This window comes from Nocardia sp. NPDC046763 (assembly GCF_040645495.1).
GTDB lineage: Bacteria > Actinomycetota > Actinomycetes > Mycobacteriales > Mycobacteriaceae > Nocardia.
The window spans coordinates 381,302-397,874 of the sequence record NZ_JBEYYI010000003.1; the positions used below are offsets into that span (position 1 = coordinate 381,302).

A 16,573-nucleotide genomic window follows, 5' to 3' on the forward strand; every position below is an offset into this window, starting at 1 on the left:
ACGCAACGTTGTGTTGTATTTTGAGGAGGTGACGACACCGGGACGGCGATCGGCGGGCAGGCCGCGACAAGCCGAGGCGATTTTCGGGGCGACCCTGGACCTGCTGGCGGTGAAGGGTTATGACGGGCTGACCATGGAGGCCGTGGCCGAACGGTCGGGGGTGAACAAGACGACGCTGTACCGGTGGTGGCCGGCCAAGGACGCGTTGCTGGCCGCGGCGCTCACCGACTCCGAGGTCCTGGCCTTCTCGGTGCCGGACACCGGCAGCCTGCGGGGTGATCTGCTGGCGCTCGCGCAGGCGATCGCCGGGCTGCTGACCGCCGAGGCGACCGCACCCATCGCGACCGCCGTGCTGGCGGCCGCGCCCGCGCGCCCGCACCTGGCGGCGGTCGGGGCATCGTTCTTCGCCGACCGGCTCGGCCGCGAACAGCCGGTGTTCCAGCGCGCGATGGCCCGGGGCGAACTGGCCGCGACCTGCGATCCGGCGGCGATCATGGATCTGCTCGCCGGGGCGATCTGGTTCCGGCTGCTGCTGCGCGGTGAGCCCCTGACGCCCGAATATCTCAGCGGCGCAGTCGATCTGGTGGTGGATGGCCTACCCGGGGGCGGTCGGACGCACTAGGCGGGATTCGCCCCGACCATCCGCAGCGCCAGCATCGCGTAGTCGGCGCCGATCTCCTCGGGGGAGCGGCGGTAGTTCTTCTGGTACCAGCGCGCGGTGTCCACGCACAGCGACATCAGCGCCAGCGTGACGGCATTGGTGTCGGAGACGTCGAAAGTGCCGTCGGCGAGACCGTGGCTCACGAGATCGCGGACCAGGCGGTGAATGGCGACCTGGAGGTCGACGACCTCGGACCGGTGCTCGGGGGTCAGATCGGTCATGTGGTGCAGGACCACGCGCACCGAGGCGGCGTGCTCGGCATGCCAGACGGTGAGATCGCGCACTACGGCGCTGAGATGGTCGGCGGCACTGCCGGAACCGGCGGACGCGGCCACCGCGACCTGGTGGGTCAGGCGCATGGACGACAGCGAGATGCGGTAGAGCACTTCCTCTTTGGAGCCGAAGTGCACGTACAGGCCCGCGGGGCTGAGCCCGGCGCGGGCGGCGATGTCGCGGGTGGTGGTGGCGTGGAAGCCGCGTTCGGCGAAGGCGTCGATGGCGGCCAGGAAGATCCGGCGCTGGCCCTCGGGGAAGCGGCGCTGGGTGAGCTCCAGATGCGCCACCGCGGCGGTGCCGCGAGTGCCGTCGGCGGCGGTGCCGCGAGTGCCGTCGGCGGCGGTGCCGCGAGTGCCGTCGGCGGCGGTGCCGCGGGTGCCGTCGGCGGCGGTGCCGCGGGTGCCGTCGGCGGCGGTGCCGCGGGTGCCGTTCCCGGTGATCGGCGCGATGTCGTCGTTACCCATCGAATGAGTATCTCCCAGAGAGTGTTTCATCCGATCACCGGCCGGGTGCGACGGACGCCCGGCCGGTGGGGGAGGGCCGGGCCCGTGATGATGGGGCGGACCGGGCGCGGGCTCGGGTCGGCTCGCCGGTTTGGGGGCGGGTGAACGGGGCGTTGATGGTGGTGACGTACCCGCACCGCGGCGGCGATCGCGGCCGGGGCGGTCACCAGCAGCTGTCGTGGAAACCCGACGTGCCGGCCGGGTTTCCGCGCCCAGGCCGGACCGGTCACGCCGCGCGGGTGAGGACCTGCGCGTCCGCGTCGGTGATGGCGATCGTGTGCTCGGAGTGCGCGGTGCGCGAACCGTCGGCCGAGCGCAGGGTCCAGCCGTCCGGATCGGTGACGATGCGGTCGGTGCCGCGCGCGAACCAGGGCTCGATGGCGAGGGTGAGGCCGGGGCGCAGCCGGAAACCGCGCCCGGCGCGGCCGTCGTTGGGCACGTGGGGGTCCTCGTGCATGGTGCGGCCCAGGCCGTGACCGCCGAATTCGGTGTTGATCGGGTAGCCGCCGGCGCGGGCGACCTGCGCGATGGCGGCGGACAGGTCGCCGATGGTGTTGCCGGGCCGTGCCGCCGCGATGGCCGCGTCGAGGGCCTGCTCGGTGGCGCGGACCAGGCGCGCGTCCTCCGGATCGGAGGTGCCGACAATGGTGGTGACCGCGGAGTCGGCGACCCAGCCGTCGATGCTCACCGCCAGATCCATGCTCAGCACGTCGCCGTCACGCAGCGTGTAGTCGAACGGAAGTCCGTGCAGCACAGCATCGTTGACCGAGAGGCAGACGGTGTTGCGGAACGGGCCGCGCCCGAACGAGGGGGAGTAGTCCCAGTAGCAGGAGACCGCGCCGCGCTCACGGATGCGGTCGCGCACTACGGCTTCCAGTTCCAGCAGATTCACCCCGATCTGCGCCTTCTCCCGCAGTTCACTCAGCACCCCGGCCACGAACTGCCCGGTCACCCGCATGCGTTCGATCTCGGCCGGGCTCTTGAGTTCCACCATGACAATCTCCTCGTTTCGGTATTTTTATACCGACCATAGCGGGTTGCGGTATTTAAATACCAACCGTAGGGTGGCGGGCATGGTCCGACTGCCCCTCACACCCGCCCAGCTCGAAGCCGGTCGCCGCCTGGGCGCCGCGCTGCGTGCCGCCCGTGGCGGCCGGGAGCTGCTGGAGGTGGCCGCGAGCGCGGGTATTTCGCCGGAGACGCTGCGCAAGATCGAATCGGGCCGGCTGCCCACCCCGGCGTTCGGGACCGTGGTGGCCCTGAGCCGCGCACTGGACATCCCGCTCGACGAGCTCGCCGAGATCTGGCAGCCGGGCGACGCCGCCCACCGTTCGGCCTCCTGACGCCGGGCAGCGCTCGGCCCTTTGAAGCCGGGCAGCGCTCGGCCTTCTGGCACCGAGCCGCCGATTCAGTCGGCGGTCAGTTCCACCGGCACCGCGATGACATCCACCATCGCGCCGTTGCGCAGCACCGTCACCGGCAGCGAGCGGCCGATGGCGTCGGCGAACAGCTGGCGCTGAATTCCTTGTGCGTCACGGATTTCGGTGCGCGCGACGCTGAGCATCAGATCCCCGCGCCGCAGTCCGGCGCGCTCGGCCGGGCCGCCGCGCACCACCTCGACGATGCGCAGCCCGGCGTCCTGTCCGGTGCGGGCGGCCACGGCGGTGGGCAGCGGTGCGGGCACTCCGACCACGCCGAGGTAGGCGCGCCGGACCCGGCCCTCGGTGAGCAGGGTGCTGATGATGCGGTGGGTGGTGGCATTGATCGGAATGGCCAGGCCCAGCCCGATTCCGGCGACCGCGGTGTTGATCCCCACCACCCGGCCGGCCGAATCTGCCAGCGCCCCACCGGAATTGCCGGGGTTGAGGGCGGCGTCGGTCTGGATCACGTCCTCGATCACGCGGGCGGCCCGGCGATTGCCCACCGGCACCGATCGGCCCAGCGCGCTCACCACGCCCGCCGTCACCGACCCGGCCAGCCCGAGCGGGCTGCCGACGGCCACCACCAGCTGGCCCACCACCAGGGTGTCGGCGTCGCCGAGCCGCACCGCGGTCGGCGCGCCGCCGCGGGCGCGCAGCACCGCCAGATCGGAGAGCGGATCCACGCCCACCACATCGAATCTCGATTCCAGCCCGTCGGCGAACACCACGGTTCCCTCGCCCGCCTCACCCACCACGTGCGCGTTGGTGAGCAGGAAGCCGTCGTCGGTGAAGACCACCGCCGAGCCCCCGCCGCGGCGGGTCTGCACGCTGGCGACGTGCGGTGTCACCGATTTGGCGACCGCGATCACCGTGCGCGAGTAGGAGTCCATTGCCTCGGCGTCGGGGGTTCCGAAGCCGGGCTGCGGGGTCGATGCCGCTGAGTTCGCGTTCTCGTCCATCGACGAGAGGGCAGCTTCGTCGTCCACGACGACCACCATCCCGATTACATGATTACGTTGCCTCAACCCAGGATGCGCGCGAAACGACCGTCACGACAACCGGTTCGCCGACAGCGCAACCACGCCTCGCGCAGGCGGAGGTCAGCGCCTCAGGCCAGGCGGTACCGGAGGTGGGTGACGCGGGTACCGGCGACGATCTCGGGATCCTCCAGCAGTACCGGCGCGTTCGAGAGTTCACCCAGCAGCGGGACGCCGCCGCCGAGCAGTACCGGCACGATATCGACCCAGATCTCGTCCAGCAGACCCTGTTCGAGGCACTGGCGGGCGACATTGCCGCCGCTGACGCCCACCATTTTCGCGCCGGCGATGCCGCGCGCGACGTCCACAGCCTCCTTCACGCCGCCGGTGACGAAGGTGAACGGCGCATCGGGGTGCCGAGCGATCCAATCCTCGGGAACCGTGTGGGTGACCACCACGATCGGCTTGTCGGCCGGATGCACGCCACCCCAGCCGTCGGTGAGCGTGAACAGCCGCTTGCCGACGATGTACACGCCCACGCCGTCGAGCCAGGCCCGCAGGTAGGCGGCGTCCTCGGGGGTCAGGGTGAACGGGATCTCCGGGTGCGTGCTCGGGATCGGCACCTCGCCGCTCTGGTACCAGGCGAACAGGTGTTCGAAGCCCGTCTCGGCGGGGCCTGCGATGTATCCGTCGAGGGACATGCTCGCGCCGGTGACTACCTTGCTCATTTCGCTACTCCTTCTCTGGGAACGATGCGGCGGTGTTCGCCGTCTCTGCGAAGAGGTCGGAGTCGGGGGCGGCGGATCGTCGCATCCGCGCGAGAAATTCCTTCGCCCTAGGTCGCCTGGCTCACCGAGGACATGTGGAAGTCCGGGATTCGCAAGGGCGGCATGGCCGTCCGGGTGAACCAGTCCTTCCATTCGCGCGGCAGGGTGATCTCGGTGCGGCCCGCTTCGCTGACCCGGCGCAGCAGGTCCAGCGGGCTCTCGTTGAAGCGGAAGTTGTTGACCGCCGCGGTGACCTCACCGTTCTCGACCAGGTAGACGCCGTCGCGGGTGAGGCCGGTGAGCAGCAGTGTGGCCGGATCGACCTCGCGGATGTACCACAGGCAGGTCAGCAGCAGACCGCGTTCGGTGCGCGCGATCATGTCCGGCAGGGTGGCTTCGCCGCCGCCGCCGGTCATGAGCAGGTTCTCACCCGGCACCGTGACGGGTGCGTCGAATTCGGCGGCCGTGGCGCGCGGGTAGACCAGCGACTCGATGACGCCCTCGCGGATCCAGTCGGTGCGCTGCGCGGTCAGGCCGTTGTCGAACACCGAGAGCGACTCCGACGACGACACCGTCGCCACGAACGGCCGGTACTCCAGCCCTGCCGCGCTCGGATCCGAGGACAGGGTGAGCGGAATCCCGGTCAGCCGCTCTCCGATTCGGGTGCCGCCCGCCCGCGAGAACGCGGTGTGGCCCTCGTGCGCGCCGCGGCCCTCCATGGACCAGGCCATGTAGATCATCAGGTCGGCGACCGCCGAGGGCGGCAGCAGCGTCTCGTAGCGGCCCGCGGGCAGGTCGACGTGGCGCTTGCTCCAGTCGAGGCGGCGCGCCAGCTCGGCCAGCAGGCCGGGGGTGTCGACGTCGGCGAAATCAGTGGTGCCGGTGCCGACCCAGGCGCTGGCCAGCTCCGCGCCCGCGCCCCGTTTGCCATTGATCTCCACCGAACCGGTGGGCTGCACCCAGCGCCGCCGCAGACCGGTGGAGGTGCCCAGCCAGGTGGAGTGCATCTGGTGGTGGGCGAAACCGTAGAGACGGTCGGCGCCGTCGAAGCCGGCGGCGAGATCGGTTGCCAGCGTGGTGAAGACGCCGATGTCGGTGGTGGCCGGGTCGCCGTCCCAGTCGAGCAGCTTGTCGAGGGTGTCGGCGTCGACGGCGTCCGGGTCCAGCAGCGGCATGGCGTCGCGCGCGGGTTCGGCGGTGCGGGCAGCGGTTTCGCTGGCGCGGACCACGGCGTCGATGTCGGCGGGATCCACGCTGGTGGAGCTCACGCTGCCGACCCGGGCGGTATTCGGGCCGTCACGGAACACCGAGACGACCGCCCAGTCCCGCGAGACCGAGGAACCGTTGGTGGTCATGGAATTTCCGGCCCAGCGCAGCGACGCCTCGTGGGCGTCGGTGACGATCACCATGGCCTCGTCCGCGCGGGAGGCCCGCAGCGCGCGGTCGACGACCTCGGGGGCGGGGAGCACACTCACCGTGTCGGTCCTTTCCTACTGTCCGGCTTCGGCGCGGGTATTGAGAATATTGATGCCGCGCACCAGGACCGAGGGGCAGCCGTGCGAGACCGCCGCCACCTGACCGGGTTGCGCCTTACCGCAGTTGAACGCCCCGCCCAGCGCCCAGGTCGAGGATCCGCCGACCGCTTCCATCGAACCCCAGAAGTCGGTGGTGGTGGCCTGGTAGGCGACATCGCGCAGCTGCCCGGCCAGCTCGCCGTTGCGGATACGGAAGAAGCGCTGACCGGTGAACTGGAAGTTGTAGCGCTGCATATCGATCGACCACGACTTGTCGCCGACGACGTAGATGCCGTTCTCCACCCGGGAGATGAGCTCGGCAGTGCTGGTGTCGCGGTCCGGATCGGGTTGCAGCGACACATTGGCCATGCGCTGGATCGGCACGTGATGTGCGGAATCGGCGTAGGAGCAGCCGTTGGAGCGCTCGAGACCCAGGCGGGGCGCGAACGCGCGATCGAGCTGATAGCCGACGAGCACGCCGTCGCGCACCAGGTCCCAGCGCTGCCCGGCCACGCCCTCGTCGTCCCAGCCGACCGTGGCCAGGCCGTGCTGCTGGGTGCGGTCGCCGGTCACGTGCATGATCGGGGTGCCGTACTGCAGTGTGCCCAGCAGGTCGGGGGTGGCGAACGAGGTGCCCGCGTAGGCGGATTCGTAGCCGATGGCGCGGTCGTACTCGGTGGCGTGGCCGATGGACTCGTGGATGGTCAGCCACAGATTGGTCGGGTCGATGACCAGGTCGGTGGGACCGGCCTGCACGGTGGGGGCCTTCACCTTCTCGGCCAGCCACTCCGGCATCCGCGCGAGTTCGCCCGCCCAGTCCCAGGTTCCGTCCGCGCCGGTCACGTACTCCCAGCCGCGCCCGGCCGGGGCGGCGAGGGTGCGCATGGTCTCGAACACGCCCGCCGACGGGTCGACGGTGATGGCCTCGAACTGCGGGTGCAGCCGGACCCGCTGCTGGATGATGCGGGAGCCGAAGCTGTCGGCGTAGAAGGTCTGCTCCTTGACCTGCAGCACCGATGCCGTCACGTGATCCACGCCGTCGGCGGCCGTCAGGCGGTCCGAATAGTCCAGCAGCAGCGCCACTTTCTCCGGCGTCGGCACCTCGAAGGGGTCCACCTCGTACACGGAGACGTACTCCACGCCGTCGTAGCGCGGCTCCGGGGCCAGTTCGACGCGCTCGCGATTGAGTGCGCGCAGGGTCTGCGCCACGGTGACCGCGCGGCGCGCCACCTCGGCGGTGGTGCCGGTGGTGAGGTCGGCGTGCGAGGCGAAACCCCAGGTGCCGTCGACGATCACGCGTACCGCGAACCCGAGATCGGTGCTGTCGGACACCGATTCGACGCGTCCATCGCGCAATCGGATGGACTGCTGCACGAGTCGATGCACGCGCAGGTCGGCGTACTCGGCGCCGGCCGCGCGTGCGGCGCCGAGCGCGGCGTCGGCCAGCGCGGACAGCGGCAGCGCGCGGAACTGCTCGTCCACGACCTTGGTAGCGATGCTCACCCGCACCACGCTAGAGGCCGACACGCCGGGCATTCAAGAAACGACTCACCTCGAACCGAATTCATTCGCCGCAAAAGTGCATACGCTGCAACGATGCACGAAGTGTGAACCAGCACAGCCTGAAACGCCGCGCACGACAGCCGGACATGCCACGTTTTGCTGACCCGATGCCGTACTGTCTGCCCGCGTGCCGCCATCCGCACTCCGCGATCGCAAACGGGAACGCACCCGCCGAGCCCTGCTCGAAGCCGCCGTCGAACAGTTCGAGAGCCGAGGTTATGAGGCGACCACCGTCGCCGATATCGCGGCCGCCGCCGAAGTCGGCACCCGGACGTTCTTCAACTACTTCGCCAGCAAGGAGGAACTGCTGTTCCCCGAGCCGGACGAACGGGTGCAAGCCGCCGTGCGCGCCATCGCCACCCGCCGTGCCGGGGAACGTCCCGTCGAGGTGCTGCTGCGCGCCCTGCGCGCTGCCGGTGACAATCCCGGCGACCACCTCGGCGACACCCTCGCCGCCCGCATCGCCGTCCTGCGCGCGCAGGTTTCGCGCACCGTGCCCGCCGTATCGGGTCGCGCCGCCTACGCCCAGCTCGCCTCCCAGCAGGAGATCGCGCGCCAGCTGCGGGCCGCCTTCCCCGAAGAACTCGACGACGTCGGCGCGGCCGCGCTGGTGGGCGCCGTGGTCGGAGCCGTCTCGGGCGCGCTCACCGTGCTGTTCCAGCGGCCCGGCCTCGAGGACGGCGAAGCGCTGCAGCGCAAGATCCAGGAGACCACCTCGAAGGTGCTGGCCCCGTGGCTGACCCAGCCCGAGACCGCCGCGCCGCGCGAATTGCCGGGGGAGCAGACCGCATTGCTGTCCGACGGGCCACTACGCCAGGAGCCCGACGCCTTCCGGCCGGTGGCCACCGTGCACCGGCTCGGCCCGGAGTCCTTGCAGCGCTCCGCCTTCGACGGCGGCAGCCCCCGCTCGCTGCCGGGCGGCCACCGGCCCGCCGAGGACGCCCGCGTCTGACCGTTGCGGGTCCGGGGTCAGCCGCCGAACTGCTGCCAGCCCAGGCGGATCACCATGGCGACGACCACCACCAGCAGGACGGCGCGGACGAAGCCCGCGCCCTTGGCCAGCGCCATGCGCGAGCCGACCACGGACCCGGCCACATTCGCCACCGCCATGGACAGGCCCAGCGCCCACAGCACGTGCCCGGTGCTCGCCAGGAAGATCAGCGAGCCCAGGTTGGATCCGCAGTTGATGACCTTCGCCATGGCGGCCGCGCGCACGAACTCGGTGCCGAGCAGGGTGGCGAAGGTGATGATCAGGAAGGTCCCGGTGCCGGGGCCGAGAATGCCGTCGTAGAGCCCGATCAGGCCCGCGGCCAGGGCGATCACCAGGATCGTCTTGCGGCGGGTCGGCGGATGGGTGGCCATGGTGACGCCCACCGAGGGGCGTACGGTCACGAAGATCGCCACGCCGACGAGCACGACCATCACGATCGGGACGAAGTACTTCTTGTCGATCAGCGCCACCGCCGCGGAACCGCCCGCGGCCGCGATCGCGGCGATGACCGCACCCGGGATCAGGACCTTCCAGCGCATCGGAACCCGCCGGGCGAAGGTGAGGGCAGCGGCGCTGGTGCCGGAGAACGCGGCGATCTTGTTGGTGCCCAGGGCCGTCTGCGGGGCCAGGCCGGGCAGCACCACGAACAGGGTGGGCAGCACGATCAGGCCCCCGCCGCCGACCACCGCATCGACCCATCCGGCCGCCGTCGCCGCGGTCAGCAAGACCGCCCAATCCGCAAGGCTCACAGGGCGACCCAACCAGAAACCCCGCAGCAAGATCAAACGGTTGAGTGCCGGGGGCGAGCCGACCCGAGACCACCCGCGGGCCCGACCGTAGGGTGGACGGGTGCGCCGGTTCAGTTTGTGGCTGCGCGGCAAGCCGCTGATCACCGATTCCGTGGTGGCGCTGCTGCTGCTCACCATCGATGTGCTCGCCCTGAGCAACAGTCATCACAAGCCGACCTACCTGGTCTTCAGTGTGCTGCTGCCGCTGCCGATCGTGTTCCGCCGCACCCACACCCGCGCCGCGGCGCTCGCAGTGGTGCTGCTGTCCATCGCGACCTCACTGGTGCACGGGGCGGTCGGCGACACGTCCGTCCATCCGGCGCTGCTCGGGCTGGGCATCATGCTCTACACCCTGGTCGCGTATGTCGGCCGCCGCCAAGGTCTGCTCTACCTTGGCATCCTGCTGCTCGACAGCCTCATCTCGGCGGCCACCATCGGCAAACCGTCGGGCACCGACATCGCCTTCACCGCCCTCTATTACGCGCTGTGCTGGACGCTGGCCGAATTCGTCGGCGCCCGCCACGCCTACGACGCCGAGGTCGCCGCCCGCCTCGCCGTCGCCGACTACGACCGCGAACGCCGGGCCCACGATGCGGTCGCCGCCGAACGCACCCGTATCGCCCGCGAACTGCACGACGTGGTCGCGCACGCGGTCAGCGTCATCATCGTGCAGGCCGACGGTGCCCGCTACGCCCTGCGTCACGACCCGGACACCGCCGAACAGGCGCTCGCCACCATTGCCGGCACCGGTCGCGACGCCCTGCGCGAACTGCGCCGCACCGTCGAACTGCTGCGCACCGAGCATGCGCCCGAACAACTTCCGCAGCACGGCACCGCCGGCATCGCCAAGGTCGTCGACATGATGCGCAGTGCGGGCCTGGACGTCTCCCTCGAACTCAGCGGCGAACTGGACACCGTCACCCCCGAGGTCAGTCTGGGCATTCACCGCATCGTCCAGGAATCGCTCACCAACACCCTCCGCCACGCCGGCCCCGACCCGCACGCCGAGGTCCGCGTCACCCGCCGCGCCGCCGACGTCCTGCTCGACATCACCGACTCCGGCGGTGCCCCCGTGGAGCCCGCGACCAGCCCCGGCGGCTGCGGATCCTCCAGTGCCCCAACCACACTCACCGCCCTCCCGCCCCCGTCCCGCATCCCCGGCAGCGGCCTCGGCCTGGTCGGCAAGCGCGAACGCATCGCCGTCCTCGGCGGTACCCTCACCGCGGGCCGAAACCCCCACGGCGGCTGGACCGTCCGCGCCACCATCCCCCTGGACCGTGACGTCCCCGACTGATCGCCCCTCACCTGCGACGACCGGAGCGTGCCGCGATCGGCCCCGGCCCGCGCACACCACCGCACCGGGCGGCCGGATAGGTTGTGAGGGTGCCGATCACCGTTCTCGTTGTCGATGACCAGGAGCTCATGCGGGCCGGACTGCGGATGGTGCTCGGTGCGCACCCCGACCTCGAGGTGGTGGGGGAGGCGGACAACGGGGCCACCGCCATCGCGCGGGCGGGGGAGCTGCGGCCCGATGTCGTGCTGATGGATGTGCGGATGCCGGTGACCGACGGGGTGACCGCGACGGCGCGGATCATCGAATCCGGGTGCGGGAGCCGGGTTCTGGTGATGACCACCTTCGATCTCGACGAGCACGCACTGGGCGCGCTGCGCGCCGGGGCCAGCGGCTTCCTGCTCAAGGACACGCCGCCGGAGGATCTGATCTCCGCGATTCGCAGTGTCGCCGCGGGGGATGCGGTGGTCTCGCCCAAGGTGACCAAGCGGCTGCTGGACCGCCTCATCGCCGAGGACCCGGCCGCCGGGCGCGATCCCCGCGTCCTCGACGTGCTCACCGCCCGCGAACGCGAGGTCCTCGAACACATCGCCGCCGGACGCTCCAACGCCGAGATCGCCGGTGCGCTGTTCCTGTCCGAGGCCACGGTGAAGACCCACGTCGGCCGGGTGCTCACCAAACTCGGCCTGCGCGACCGGGTTCAGGCCGTGGTGCTGGCCTACGAGACCGGGCTGGTGCGGCCGGGCAGCGCCTAGCGGGTGTGACCGGCGACGCATCCGGGAGAAAATCCGCGGCGTCGCGCGTTGCACGGGTAGATCGATCGAAAGGATCGCCCGATGCCTGCCCTCTTGTTCCTCGCCTGGTTCGTCGCCGAGATCGCCACCCTCGTCGTGGTCGGCCACTTCATCGGCGTGTTCCCGACCATCCTGCTGCTGCTGGCGGGCTCGGCCGTGGGTCTGGTGCTGGTGCGCTCGCAGGGCCGGCGCGTGTTCCAGAGCTTCCGCCGCGCGGCCCGCGGTGAACTCGAACCCAGCGCCGCCGTCGCCGACGGTGCCCTGGTCGCGGTCGGCGCGGTCCTCATGTTCGTGCCCGGCCTGCTCACCACCGCCCTGGGTCTGCTCGCCCTGCTGCCCTTCACCCGCTTCCTGTTCCGCCCGGTCGTGGCCGCCTTCGCCGCCCGCCGCCTGAGCCGCGTCGCCACCGCGGTCGGCCCCTACGGCTACCGCAATGTCGTCATCGACCCCGACGGCGAGGTCATCGACGCCACCGTCGTGACCGAGTACTACGACGACGGCCAGGGCAACGGGTACAAGATGATCGACCCCCGCTGACCCACACCGCTCTCCCTCACCCCGGTGCGTCCCGGCCTCGGAGCCGATCGCGCACCGGGGTGATGACATTCCCGAGCAGGAGTCGTGGGGGCCGTCCGGCGACGAGCGGCTAGAGGTCGAAACGAGCTCGCAGCGCCATTCGCACATTCTCGAGCGTTGCTGGATCGAGCATCCCGATCTTCTCGAGGAACAAGGACGCGCTGAAGGTGGCGAGCCGGAAAACAGCCACGGCCTGATCGGTGCCTGCGATCGGAACGGTCAGTAGCGCACGGGGATTGGGGGCCTCGCGGGTGGGTATCACCATCGCCACCGCGATGAGGCCGCCCCGGACGACGTGTGGCACCGAGTCGAGTACGACGACCGTGTGCACGATGTCGCGGATACCGCTCAGCTTCCAGATCTCACCCTGGATGCCGGGGACGTCACTCATCGGCGGCCCAGGCCTCGGATGACGCCGCTTCGGACGCTTCCGCAAACACGTCGGCCTCGGTGTCGGGCGTCAGTGCGGCCAGTTCCTCGGCCACGAGCATGCGGCGAGCGGCACGATAGAGGAAATCCGATACGTTCGGCTGTTGCTTGATCAGCTCGGTCACACGATCATCGGGAAGTGAGACGGAGATCTTCATGCCACGAAGGTAGCACCAAGGTACTACCGGGGTGGGGGTCTCCGGTGTGCAGTGCGGTTGTCGGCGCGGCAGGCGCGTCGGGCAGACTGGAGACCCGTGAGTACCCAGTTGCTTGTCGGCGGTCGTGTCTACAGTTCGAGCAATCCTGACGCGACGGCCATGGCCGTCAGTGACGGCACCGTGGTGTGGGTGGGGTTGGACAAGCCGGGGCGGGCATTGCATCCGGACGCCGAGATCATCGAGCTGGACGGGGCGTTCGTGGCGCCCGGGTTCGTGGACCCGCACGTGCACGTGACCGCGCTGGGGCTGAAGCTCACGGGACTCGATCTGGCACAGGCCCGTTCGCTGAGCGAATGCCTGCAACTGGTGCGGGAGTTCGCCGCTGCGCACCCGGACGGGGTGATCCTCGGCGAAGGCTGGGACGAGACCACCTGGGCCGACGGCCGGCCGCCGGCACGCGAGGAGATCGACGCCGCCGCGCCGGGACGCCAGGTGTACCTGGCTCGCGTGGACGCACATTCGGCGGTGGCCTCCACCGCACTGCTGGCCGTGGTACCCGGCATCACCGAGGCGACCGGGTTCACCCGCGGTGAGCCGCTGCGCGCGGACGCCCACCATCGCGTGCGCGGGGCCGCGCTGGGCGCGCTGAACCGGGCACAGCGGAATGCCGCCCGGCAGGTCGCGCTGGACGCGGCGGCCGCCAATGGTGTTGTGGCCGTGCACGAATGCGCGGGACCCGAGATCTCCGGCGTCGACGACGTGCGGGAACTCCTCGAATTCGGGCACGGCGTCGAGGTACGCGCCTACTGGGGACAGGCCGTGCGCACCGCCGACGAAGCCCGCACGCTGGTCAAGGAACTCGGCGTGCACGCCCTCGGCGGCGATCTGTTCGTGGACGGGGCGCTCGGCTCGCACACCGCGTGGCTGCGCGAACCCTATGCCGACCGCGACACCACCGGCACCGCCTACCTCGACACCGAGGCCATCGCCGCGCACGTGTTCGCGTGCACCGAGGCCGGCATCCAGACTGGCTTCCACGTCATCGGCGACGCCGCCATGGACGCGGTCGTCGCCGGATTCGAGCGGGTCGTGGGCGAGCTCGGCGGCCCGGCCGTCGCCTCCCGGGGGCACCGCCTCGAACACGCGGAGATGATGACCGCCGACCAGATCGAGAAGCTCGCCGCCTGGGGCGTGATCGCCAGCGTCCAACCGGGATTCGACGCCGCCTGGGGTGGCCCGCACGGCATGTACGCCACCCGCCTCGGCGCCGAACGCGCCGCCACCCTCAACCCGTTCGCCGCCATGGCCGCCGCGGGCATCTCCCTCGCCATCGGCTCCGACGCGCCGGTCATCGCCCTGAACCCGTGGGAGGCCATCCGCGCCGCGGTCAACCACCGCACCCCGGGCCATCAGATCTCTCCGCGGGCCGCCTTCGCCGCGGCCACCCGCGGCGCCTGGCGCGCCGGCGGCGTCCGCGACGGCGTCGCCGGCACCCTCGTCCCGGGAGCCCCTGCCTCCTATGCCATCTGGGACGCCCGCGAGCTCGTCGTCGCGGCCGCCGCGGATACCGTGCAGCGCTGGTCCACCGACCCCCGCTCCCGCGTCCCCGGCCTCCCGCCCCTCACCCCGGACGCCACCCTGCCGCGCTGCCTGCGCACCGTGCACCGCGGAGTCACCATTCATGAAGCCTGAGCCCGACTCCGAGAACCGCACCGCCGCACAGCATTCCACCGGACCGGCCACGCCGGATCCCGGAGCTCCCGAGGCCGACGGTCCCGGCCCCGAAGCAACTACCGGCTCGGGACCATCGGCCGCCGGCAATGCGGACACGGTCTCTCGGACCGGCACATCCGACGAGGATCAGGATCCCGTGGCGGCTTCAGGGGCCGAGCGTGACGGAGATCGCGCCGTCGACGCGGCATCGGAAGGCGATGAGGGCGAGGGCATTTCGACGGTCGCACGGGCCGTGGTCGCGTCCGCGCCGGAGTCTCGGCCCGGGGTGGCGGCGCGAGCGATCGCAGTAGCGACGGCGTGGCCCCGGCTGACGCGTTTGCTGTCTGCGGCCGTGGCGGGGCTGCTGCTGTACGCGAGCTTCCCGCCCCGGACGCTGTGGTACCTGGCTCCGGTCGGGATCGCCGTGCTGACCCTCGCCGTACGCGGAACCTGCCGGGCGCGTGGGGGATTCGGGTTCGGGTTCATGGCCGGACTGGCGTTCTTCCTGCCGCTGCTGCCGTGGACCGGGATCTACGTCGGTCCGGTGCCGTGGATCGCCCTGTCGACCGTGTGTGCCGTGTATGTAGGACTGTTCGGGCTGCTGACGCGGTGGGTGGCGACGCTGCCCGGATGGCCGCTGTGGGTGGCGACGGTGTGGTCGTTGACCGAGTGGGCGCGGGCCAGCTTCCCGTTCGGCGGGTTCCCCTGGGGGAAACTGGCTTTCGGTCAGGCCGACGGGTGGTATCTGCCCTTCGCGATGGTGGGTGGCGCGCCGCTGGTGAGCTTCGCGGTGGCACTCACCGGCGCCGGGCTGGCATGGCTCGCGCTGAGTTTGCTGCGCCGCCTCACAGCGGATGCGGAGGATGGTGGGGAGGCGATCGCGGCCACCTCTGATTCTCCCAGATCGGGGGCTATCCGTCCCACATCCTGGAACCGGATTGTTGCTGCGGCAATGCTTGTGGCTATAGTTCCCCTCACCGGAGTGATCCTCCGGACCGCGCTGCCCGGCCCGGAGGACGGCAACCGGCCGATCACGGTCGCCGCCATCCAGGGCAGCGTGCCGCGCCTGGGCCTGGACTTCAACGCCCAGCGTCGCGCGGTTCTCGACAATCACGTCAAGCGCACCGAGGAACTGGCCCGCGACATCGCGGCCGGCCGGGCCCCGCAGCCGGACGTGGTGATCTGGCCGGAGAACTCCTCCGATATCGATCCCCTGCGCAACGACGATGCGGCCCAGGAGATCTCGCAGGCGTCCAAGGATGTGAAGGCCCCCATCCTGGTCGGCGCGGTGCTCGTCAACGACGACCGCACCACCACCAACTCGGTCATCGTCTGGAACGCCGACGCCGGACCGGGGGAGCGGCACGACAAGAAGATCATCCAGCCCTTCGGCGAATACCTCCCGTACCGCAACTTCTTCCGGCACTTCTCCGAATACGCGGACCGTGCAGGCTATTTCGTCCCCGGAAAGGGCGACGGCGTGGTGCGCGCGCAGCCGTTCACCGGCGGCGCCCCGGTCGCCATCGGTGTGGCCACCTGCTACGAGGTGGTCTTCGACCGCGCCTTCGAGGAATCCGTGCGCGCCGGCGCGCAGCTGCTCGCGGTCCCGTCCAACAACGCCACCTTCGGCCGCAGCGAGATGACCTATCAGCAGCTGGCCATGTCACGGGTGCGGGCGGTGGAACACGGGCGCGCAGTGGTGGTCTCGGTGACCACCGGTGTCAGCGCGATGATCACCGCCGACGGCGTGATCCGGCAACAGACGCCGCAATTCGAGCCTGCGGCACTGGTAGCGACGTTGCCGTTGCGGAACAACACGACATTTGCCACTCGTTTCGGGCCCGCGCCGGAGGCAATCATGTGTATCCTTGCCGCGGCTGCCACTGCGGCGGCGCTGATCAGGCGGCGGGCACAGCACCTGTGACCCCGATCGACCGGATCTGATCCCGGAGGCTATTCCGGCGTATTACCCGCGGGCACGTGTGAGAGGGCCGTCCCGCATCGGCGAGAGAGATTCGCCAGTTCATTGCCAGGGCTTGTTGGAGTCTCCACCATGTCTGTGGTCGTGCTGTTTCCTTAGGCGGGTTAAGTAATTCTCGTGAAGGTTGCTATTAGGTAACTGAACTTAATCTTCGCGCCGTCAACGCCTGT

17 protein-coding genes are annotated in these 16,573 nt (G+C 70.5%); 8 read left to right on the forward strand and 9 right to left on the reverse strand.

The features are described 5' to 3' along the window. Positions 1–28: 28 nt before the first annotated feature. Entirely contained in the window at positions 29–622 is a 594-nt protein-coding gene (locus ABZ909_RS06860; RefSeq protein WP_356996731.1) for a TetR/AcrR family transcriptional regulator, read from the forward strand. Here the strand turns inward: ABZ909_RS06860 and ABZ909_RS06865 are convergent. Both ABZ909_RS06865 and map read right to left on the reverse strand, forming a co-directional pair. Beyond that, the gene (locus ABZ909_RS06865; protein ID WP_356996733.1) at positions 619–1,401 is read right to left on the reverse strand and encodes a TetR/AcrR family transcriptional regulator; all 783 of its coding nucleotides are present in this window, start codon (positions 1,399–1,401) and stop codon (positions 619–621) included. The genes ABZ909_RS06860 and ABZ909_RS06865 overlap by 4 nt on opposite strands. A gap of 265 nt (positions 1,402–1,666) precedes the next feature. After that, entirely contained in the window at positions 1,667–2,434 is a 768-nt protein-coding gene (gene map, locus ABZ909_RS06870) for a type I methionyl aminopeptidase (RefSeq protein ID WP_356996734.1), read from the reverse strand. A 79-nt stretch (positions 2,435–2,513) separates the two neighbouring features. Between map and ABZ909_RS06875 the strand changes: the two genes are divergently transcribed. After that, the gene (locus ABZ909_RS06875; protein WP_356996736.1) at positions 2,514–2,783 is read left to right on the forward strand and encodes a helix-turn-helix transcriptional regulator; all 270 of its coding nucleotides are present in this window, start codon (positions 2,514–2,516) and stop codon (positions 2,781–2,783) included. Between the two features lie 65 nt (positions 2,784–2,848). On the opposite strand, the gene ABZ909_RS06880 is transcribed toward ABZ909_RS06875, so the two are convergent. The 4 genes from ABZ909_RS06880 to ABZ909_RS06895 form a co-directional block, all read right to left on the reverse strand. Beyond that, positions 2,849–3,751 carry a trypsin-like peptidase domain-containing protein gene (locus ABZ909_RS06880; protein WP_356996865.1) on the reverse strand — a complete coding sequence of 301 codons (903 nt, stop codon included), beginning with the start codon at positions 3,749–3,751 and terminating at the stop codon, positions 2,849–2,851. 218 nt (positions 3,752–3,969) lie between these two features. Then, a complete protein-coding gene (locus ABZ909_RS06885) occupies positions 3,970–4,566 on the reverse strand; it encodes a dihydrofolate reductase family protein (protein ID WP_356996738.1) in 597 nt (198 codons plus the stop codon). A gap of 107 nt (positions 4,567–4,673) precedes the next feature. After that, complete coding sequence (locus tag ABZ909_RS06890) at positions 4,674–6,074, reverse strand: TldD/PmbA family protein (protein ID WP_356996866.1); 1,401 nt, start codon at positions 6,072–6,074, stop codon at positions 4,674–4,676. A 21-nt stretch (positions 6,075–6,095) separates the two neighbouring features. After that, on the reverse strand, positions 6,096–7,655 hold the full coding sequence (locus tag ABZ909_RS06895; RefSeq protein ID WP_356996740.1) for a TldD/PmbA family protein: 1,560 nt from the start codon (positions 7,653–7,655) through the stop codon (positions 6,096–6,098). A 154-nt stretch (positions 7,656–7,809) separates the two neighbouring features. Here ABZ909_RS06895 and ABZ909_RS06900 point away from each other — a divergent pair, with 154 nt between their 5' ends. Continuing rightward, the gene (locus ABZ909_RS06900) at positions 7,810–8,634 is read left to right on the forward strand and encodes a helix-turn-helix domain-containing protein (RefSeq protein ID WP_356996742.1); all 825 of its coding nucleotides are present in this window, start codon (positions 7,810–7,812) and stop codon (positions 8,632–8,634) included. Between the two features lie 17 nt (positions 8,635–8,651). On the opposite strand, the gene ABZ909_RS06905 is transcribed toward ABZ909_RS06900, so the two are convergent. After that, the gene (locus ABZ909_RS06905) at positions 8,652–9,422 is read right to left on the reverse strand and encodes a TSUP family transporter (protein WP_356996743.1); all 771 of its coding nucleotides are present in this window, start codon (positions 9,420–9,422) and stop codon (positions 8,652–8,654) included. A gap of 100 nt (positions 9,423–9,522) precedes the next feature. Here ABZ909_RS06905 and ABZ909_RS06910 point away from each other — a divergent pair, with 100 nt between their 5' ends. The 3 genes from ABZ909_RS06910 to ABZ909_RS06920 all read left to right on the forward strand — a co-directional run bounded on the left by ABZ909_RS06910 (position 9,523) and on the right by ABZ909_RS06920 (position 12,083). Continuing rightward, a complete protein-coding gene (locus ABZ909_RS06910; RefSeq protein ID WP_356996745.1) occupies positions 9,523–10,755 on the forward strand; it encodes a histidine kinase in 1,233 nt (410 codons plus the stop codon). A gap of 89 nt (positions 10,756–10,844) precedes the next feature. Next, a complete protein-coding gene (locus ABZ909_RS06915) occupies positions 10,845–11,507 on the forward strand; it encodes a response regulator transcription factor (protein ID WP_354832289.1) in 663 nt (220 codons plus the stop codon). Positions 11,508–11,588: 81 nt separating this feature from the next. Then, on the forward strand, positions 11,589–12,083 hold the full coding sequence (locus ABZ909_RS06920) for an FxsA family protein (protein ID WP_356996748.1): 495 nt from the start codon (positions 11,589–11,591) through the stop codon (positions 12,081–12,083). A gap of 109 nt (positions 12,084–12,192) precedes the next feature. On the opposite strand, the gene ABZ909_RS06925 is transcribed toward ABZ909_RS06920, so the two are convergent. Next, positions 12,193–12,513, reverse strand: a complete 321-nt coding sequence (locus ABZ909_RS06925; RefSeq protein WP_356996750.1) for a hypothetical protein — start codon at positions 12,511–12,513, stop codon at positions 12,193–12,195. Next, positions 12,506–12,709 carry a hypothetical protein gene (locus tag ABZ909_RS06930; RefSeq protein ID WP_356996751.1) on the reverse strand — a complete coding sequence of 68 codons (204 nt, stop codon included), beginning with the start codon at positions 12,707–12,709 and terminating at the stop codon, positions 12,506–12,508. The genes ABZ909_RS06925 and ABZ909_RS06930 overlap by 8 nt, the downstream gene beginning before the upstream one ends. Before the next feature lie 96 nt (positions 12,710–12,805). Here ABZ909_RS06930 and ABZ909_RS06935 point away from each other — a divergent pair, with 96 nt between their 5' ends. Together ABZ909_RS06935 and lnt are read left to right on the forward strand one after the other, a co-directional pair. After that, the gene (locus ABZ909_RS06935; protein ID WP_356996753.1) at positions 12,806–14,401 is read left to right on the forward strand and encodes an amidohydrolase; all 1,596 of its coding nucleotides are present in this window, start codon (positions 12,806–12,808) and stop codon (positions 14,399–14,401) included. Beyond that, positions 14,391–16,346, forward strand: coding sequence for an apolipoprotein N-acyltransferase (gene lnt, locus ABZ909_RS06940; protein ID WP_356996754.1), 1,956 nt, complete (start codon positions 14,391–14,393; stop codon positions 16,344–16,346). The genes ABZ909_RS06935 and lnt overlap by 11 nt, the downstream gene beginning before the upstream one ends. Positions 16,347–16,573 lie beyond the last annotated feature (227 nt).

Bases quoted from the DNA above. Each gene is read 5' to 3' on its own strand.
- ABZ909_RS06925 (WP_356996750.1), bottom strand. From the start codon at position 12,513: ATGAGTGACGTCCCCGGCATCCAGGGTGAGATCTGGAAGCTGAGCGGT.
- map (WP_356996734.1), bottom strand. From the start codon at position 2,434: ATGGTGGAACTCAAGAGCCCGGCCGAGATCGAACGCATGCGGGTGACC.
- ABZ909_RS06895 (WP_356996740.1), bottom strand. From the start codon at position 7,655: ATGCCCGGCGTGTCGGCCTCTAGCGTGGTGCGGGTGAGCATCGCTACC.
- ABZ909_RS06885 (WP_356996738.1), bottom strand. From the start codon at position 4,566: ATGAGCAAGGTAGTCACCGGCGCGAGCATGTCCCTCGACGGATACATC.
- ABZ909_RS06880 (WP_356996865.1), bottom strand. From the start codon at position 3,751: ATGGACTCCTACTCGCGCACGGTGATCGCGGTCGCCAAATCGGTGACA.
- ABZ909_RS06865 (WP_356996733.1), bottom strand. From the start codon at position 1,401: ATGGGTAACGACGACATCGCGCCGATCACCGGGAACGGCACCCGCGGC.
- ABZ909_RS06920 (WP_356996748.1), top strand. From the start codon at position 11,589: ATGCCTGCCCTCTTGTTCCTCGCCTGGTTCGTCGCCGAGATCGCCACC.
- lnt (WP_356996754.1), top strand. From the start codon at position 14,391: ATGAAGCCTGAGCCCGACTCCGAGAACCGCACCGCCGCACAGCATTCC.
- ABZ909_RS06930 (WP_356996751.1), bottom strand. From the start codon at position 12,709: ATGAAGATCTCCGTCTCACTTCCCGATGATCGTGTGACCGAGCTGATC.
- ABZ909_RS06875 (WP_356996736.1), top strand. From the start codon at position 2,514: ATGGTCCGACTGCCCCTCACACCCGCCCAGCTCGAAGCCGGTCGCCGC.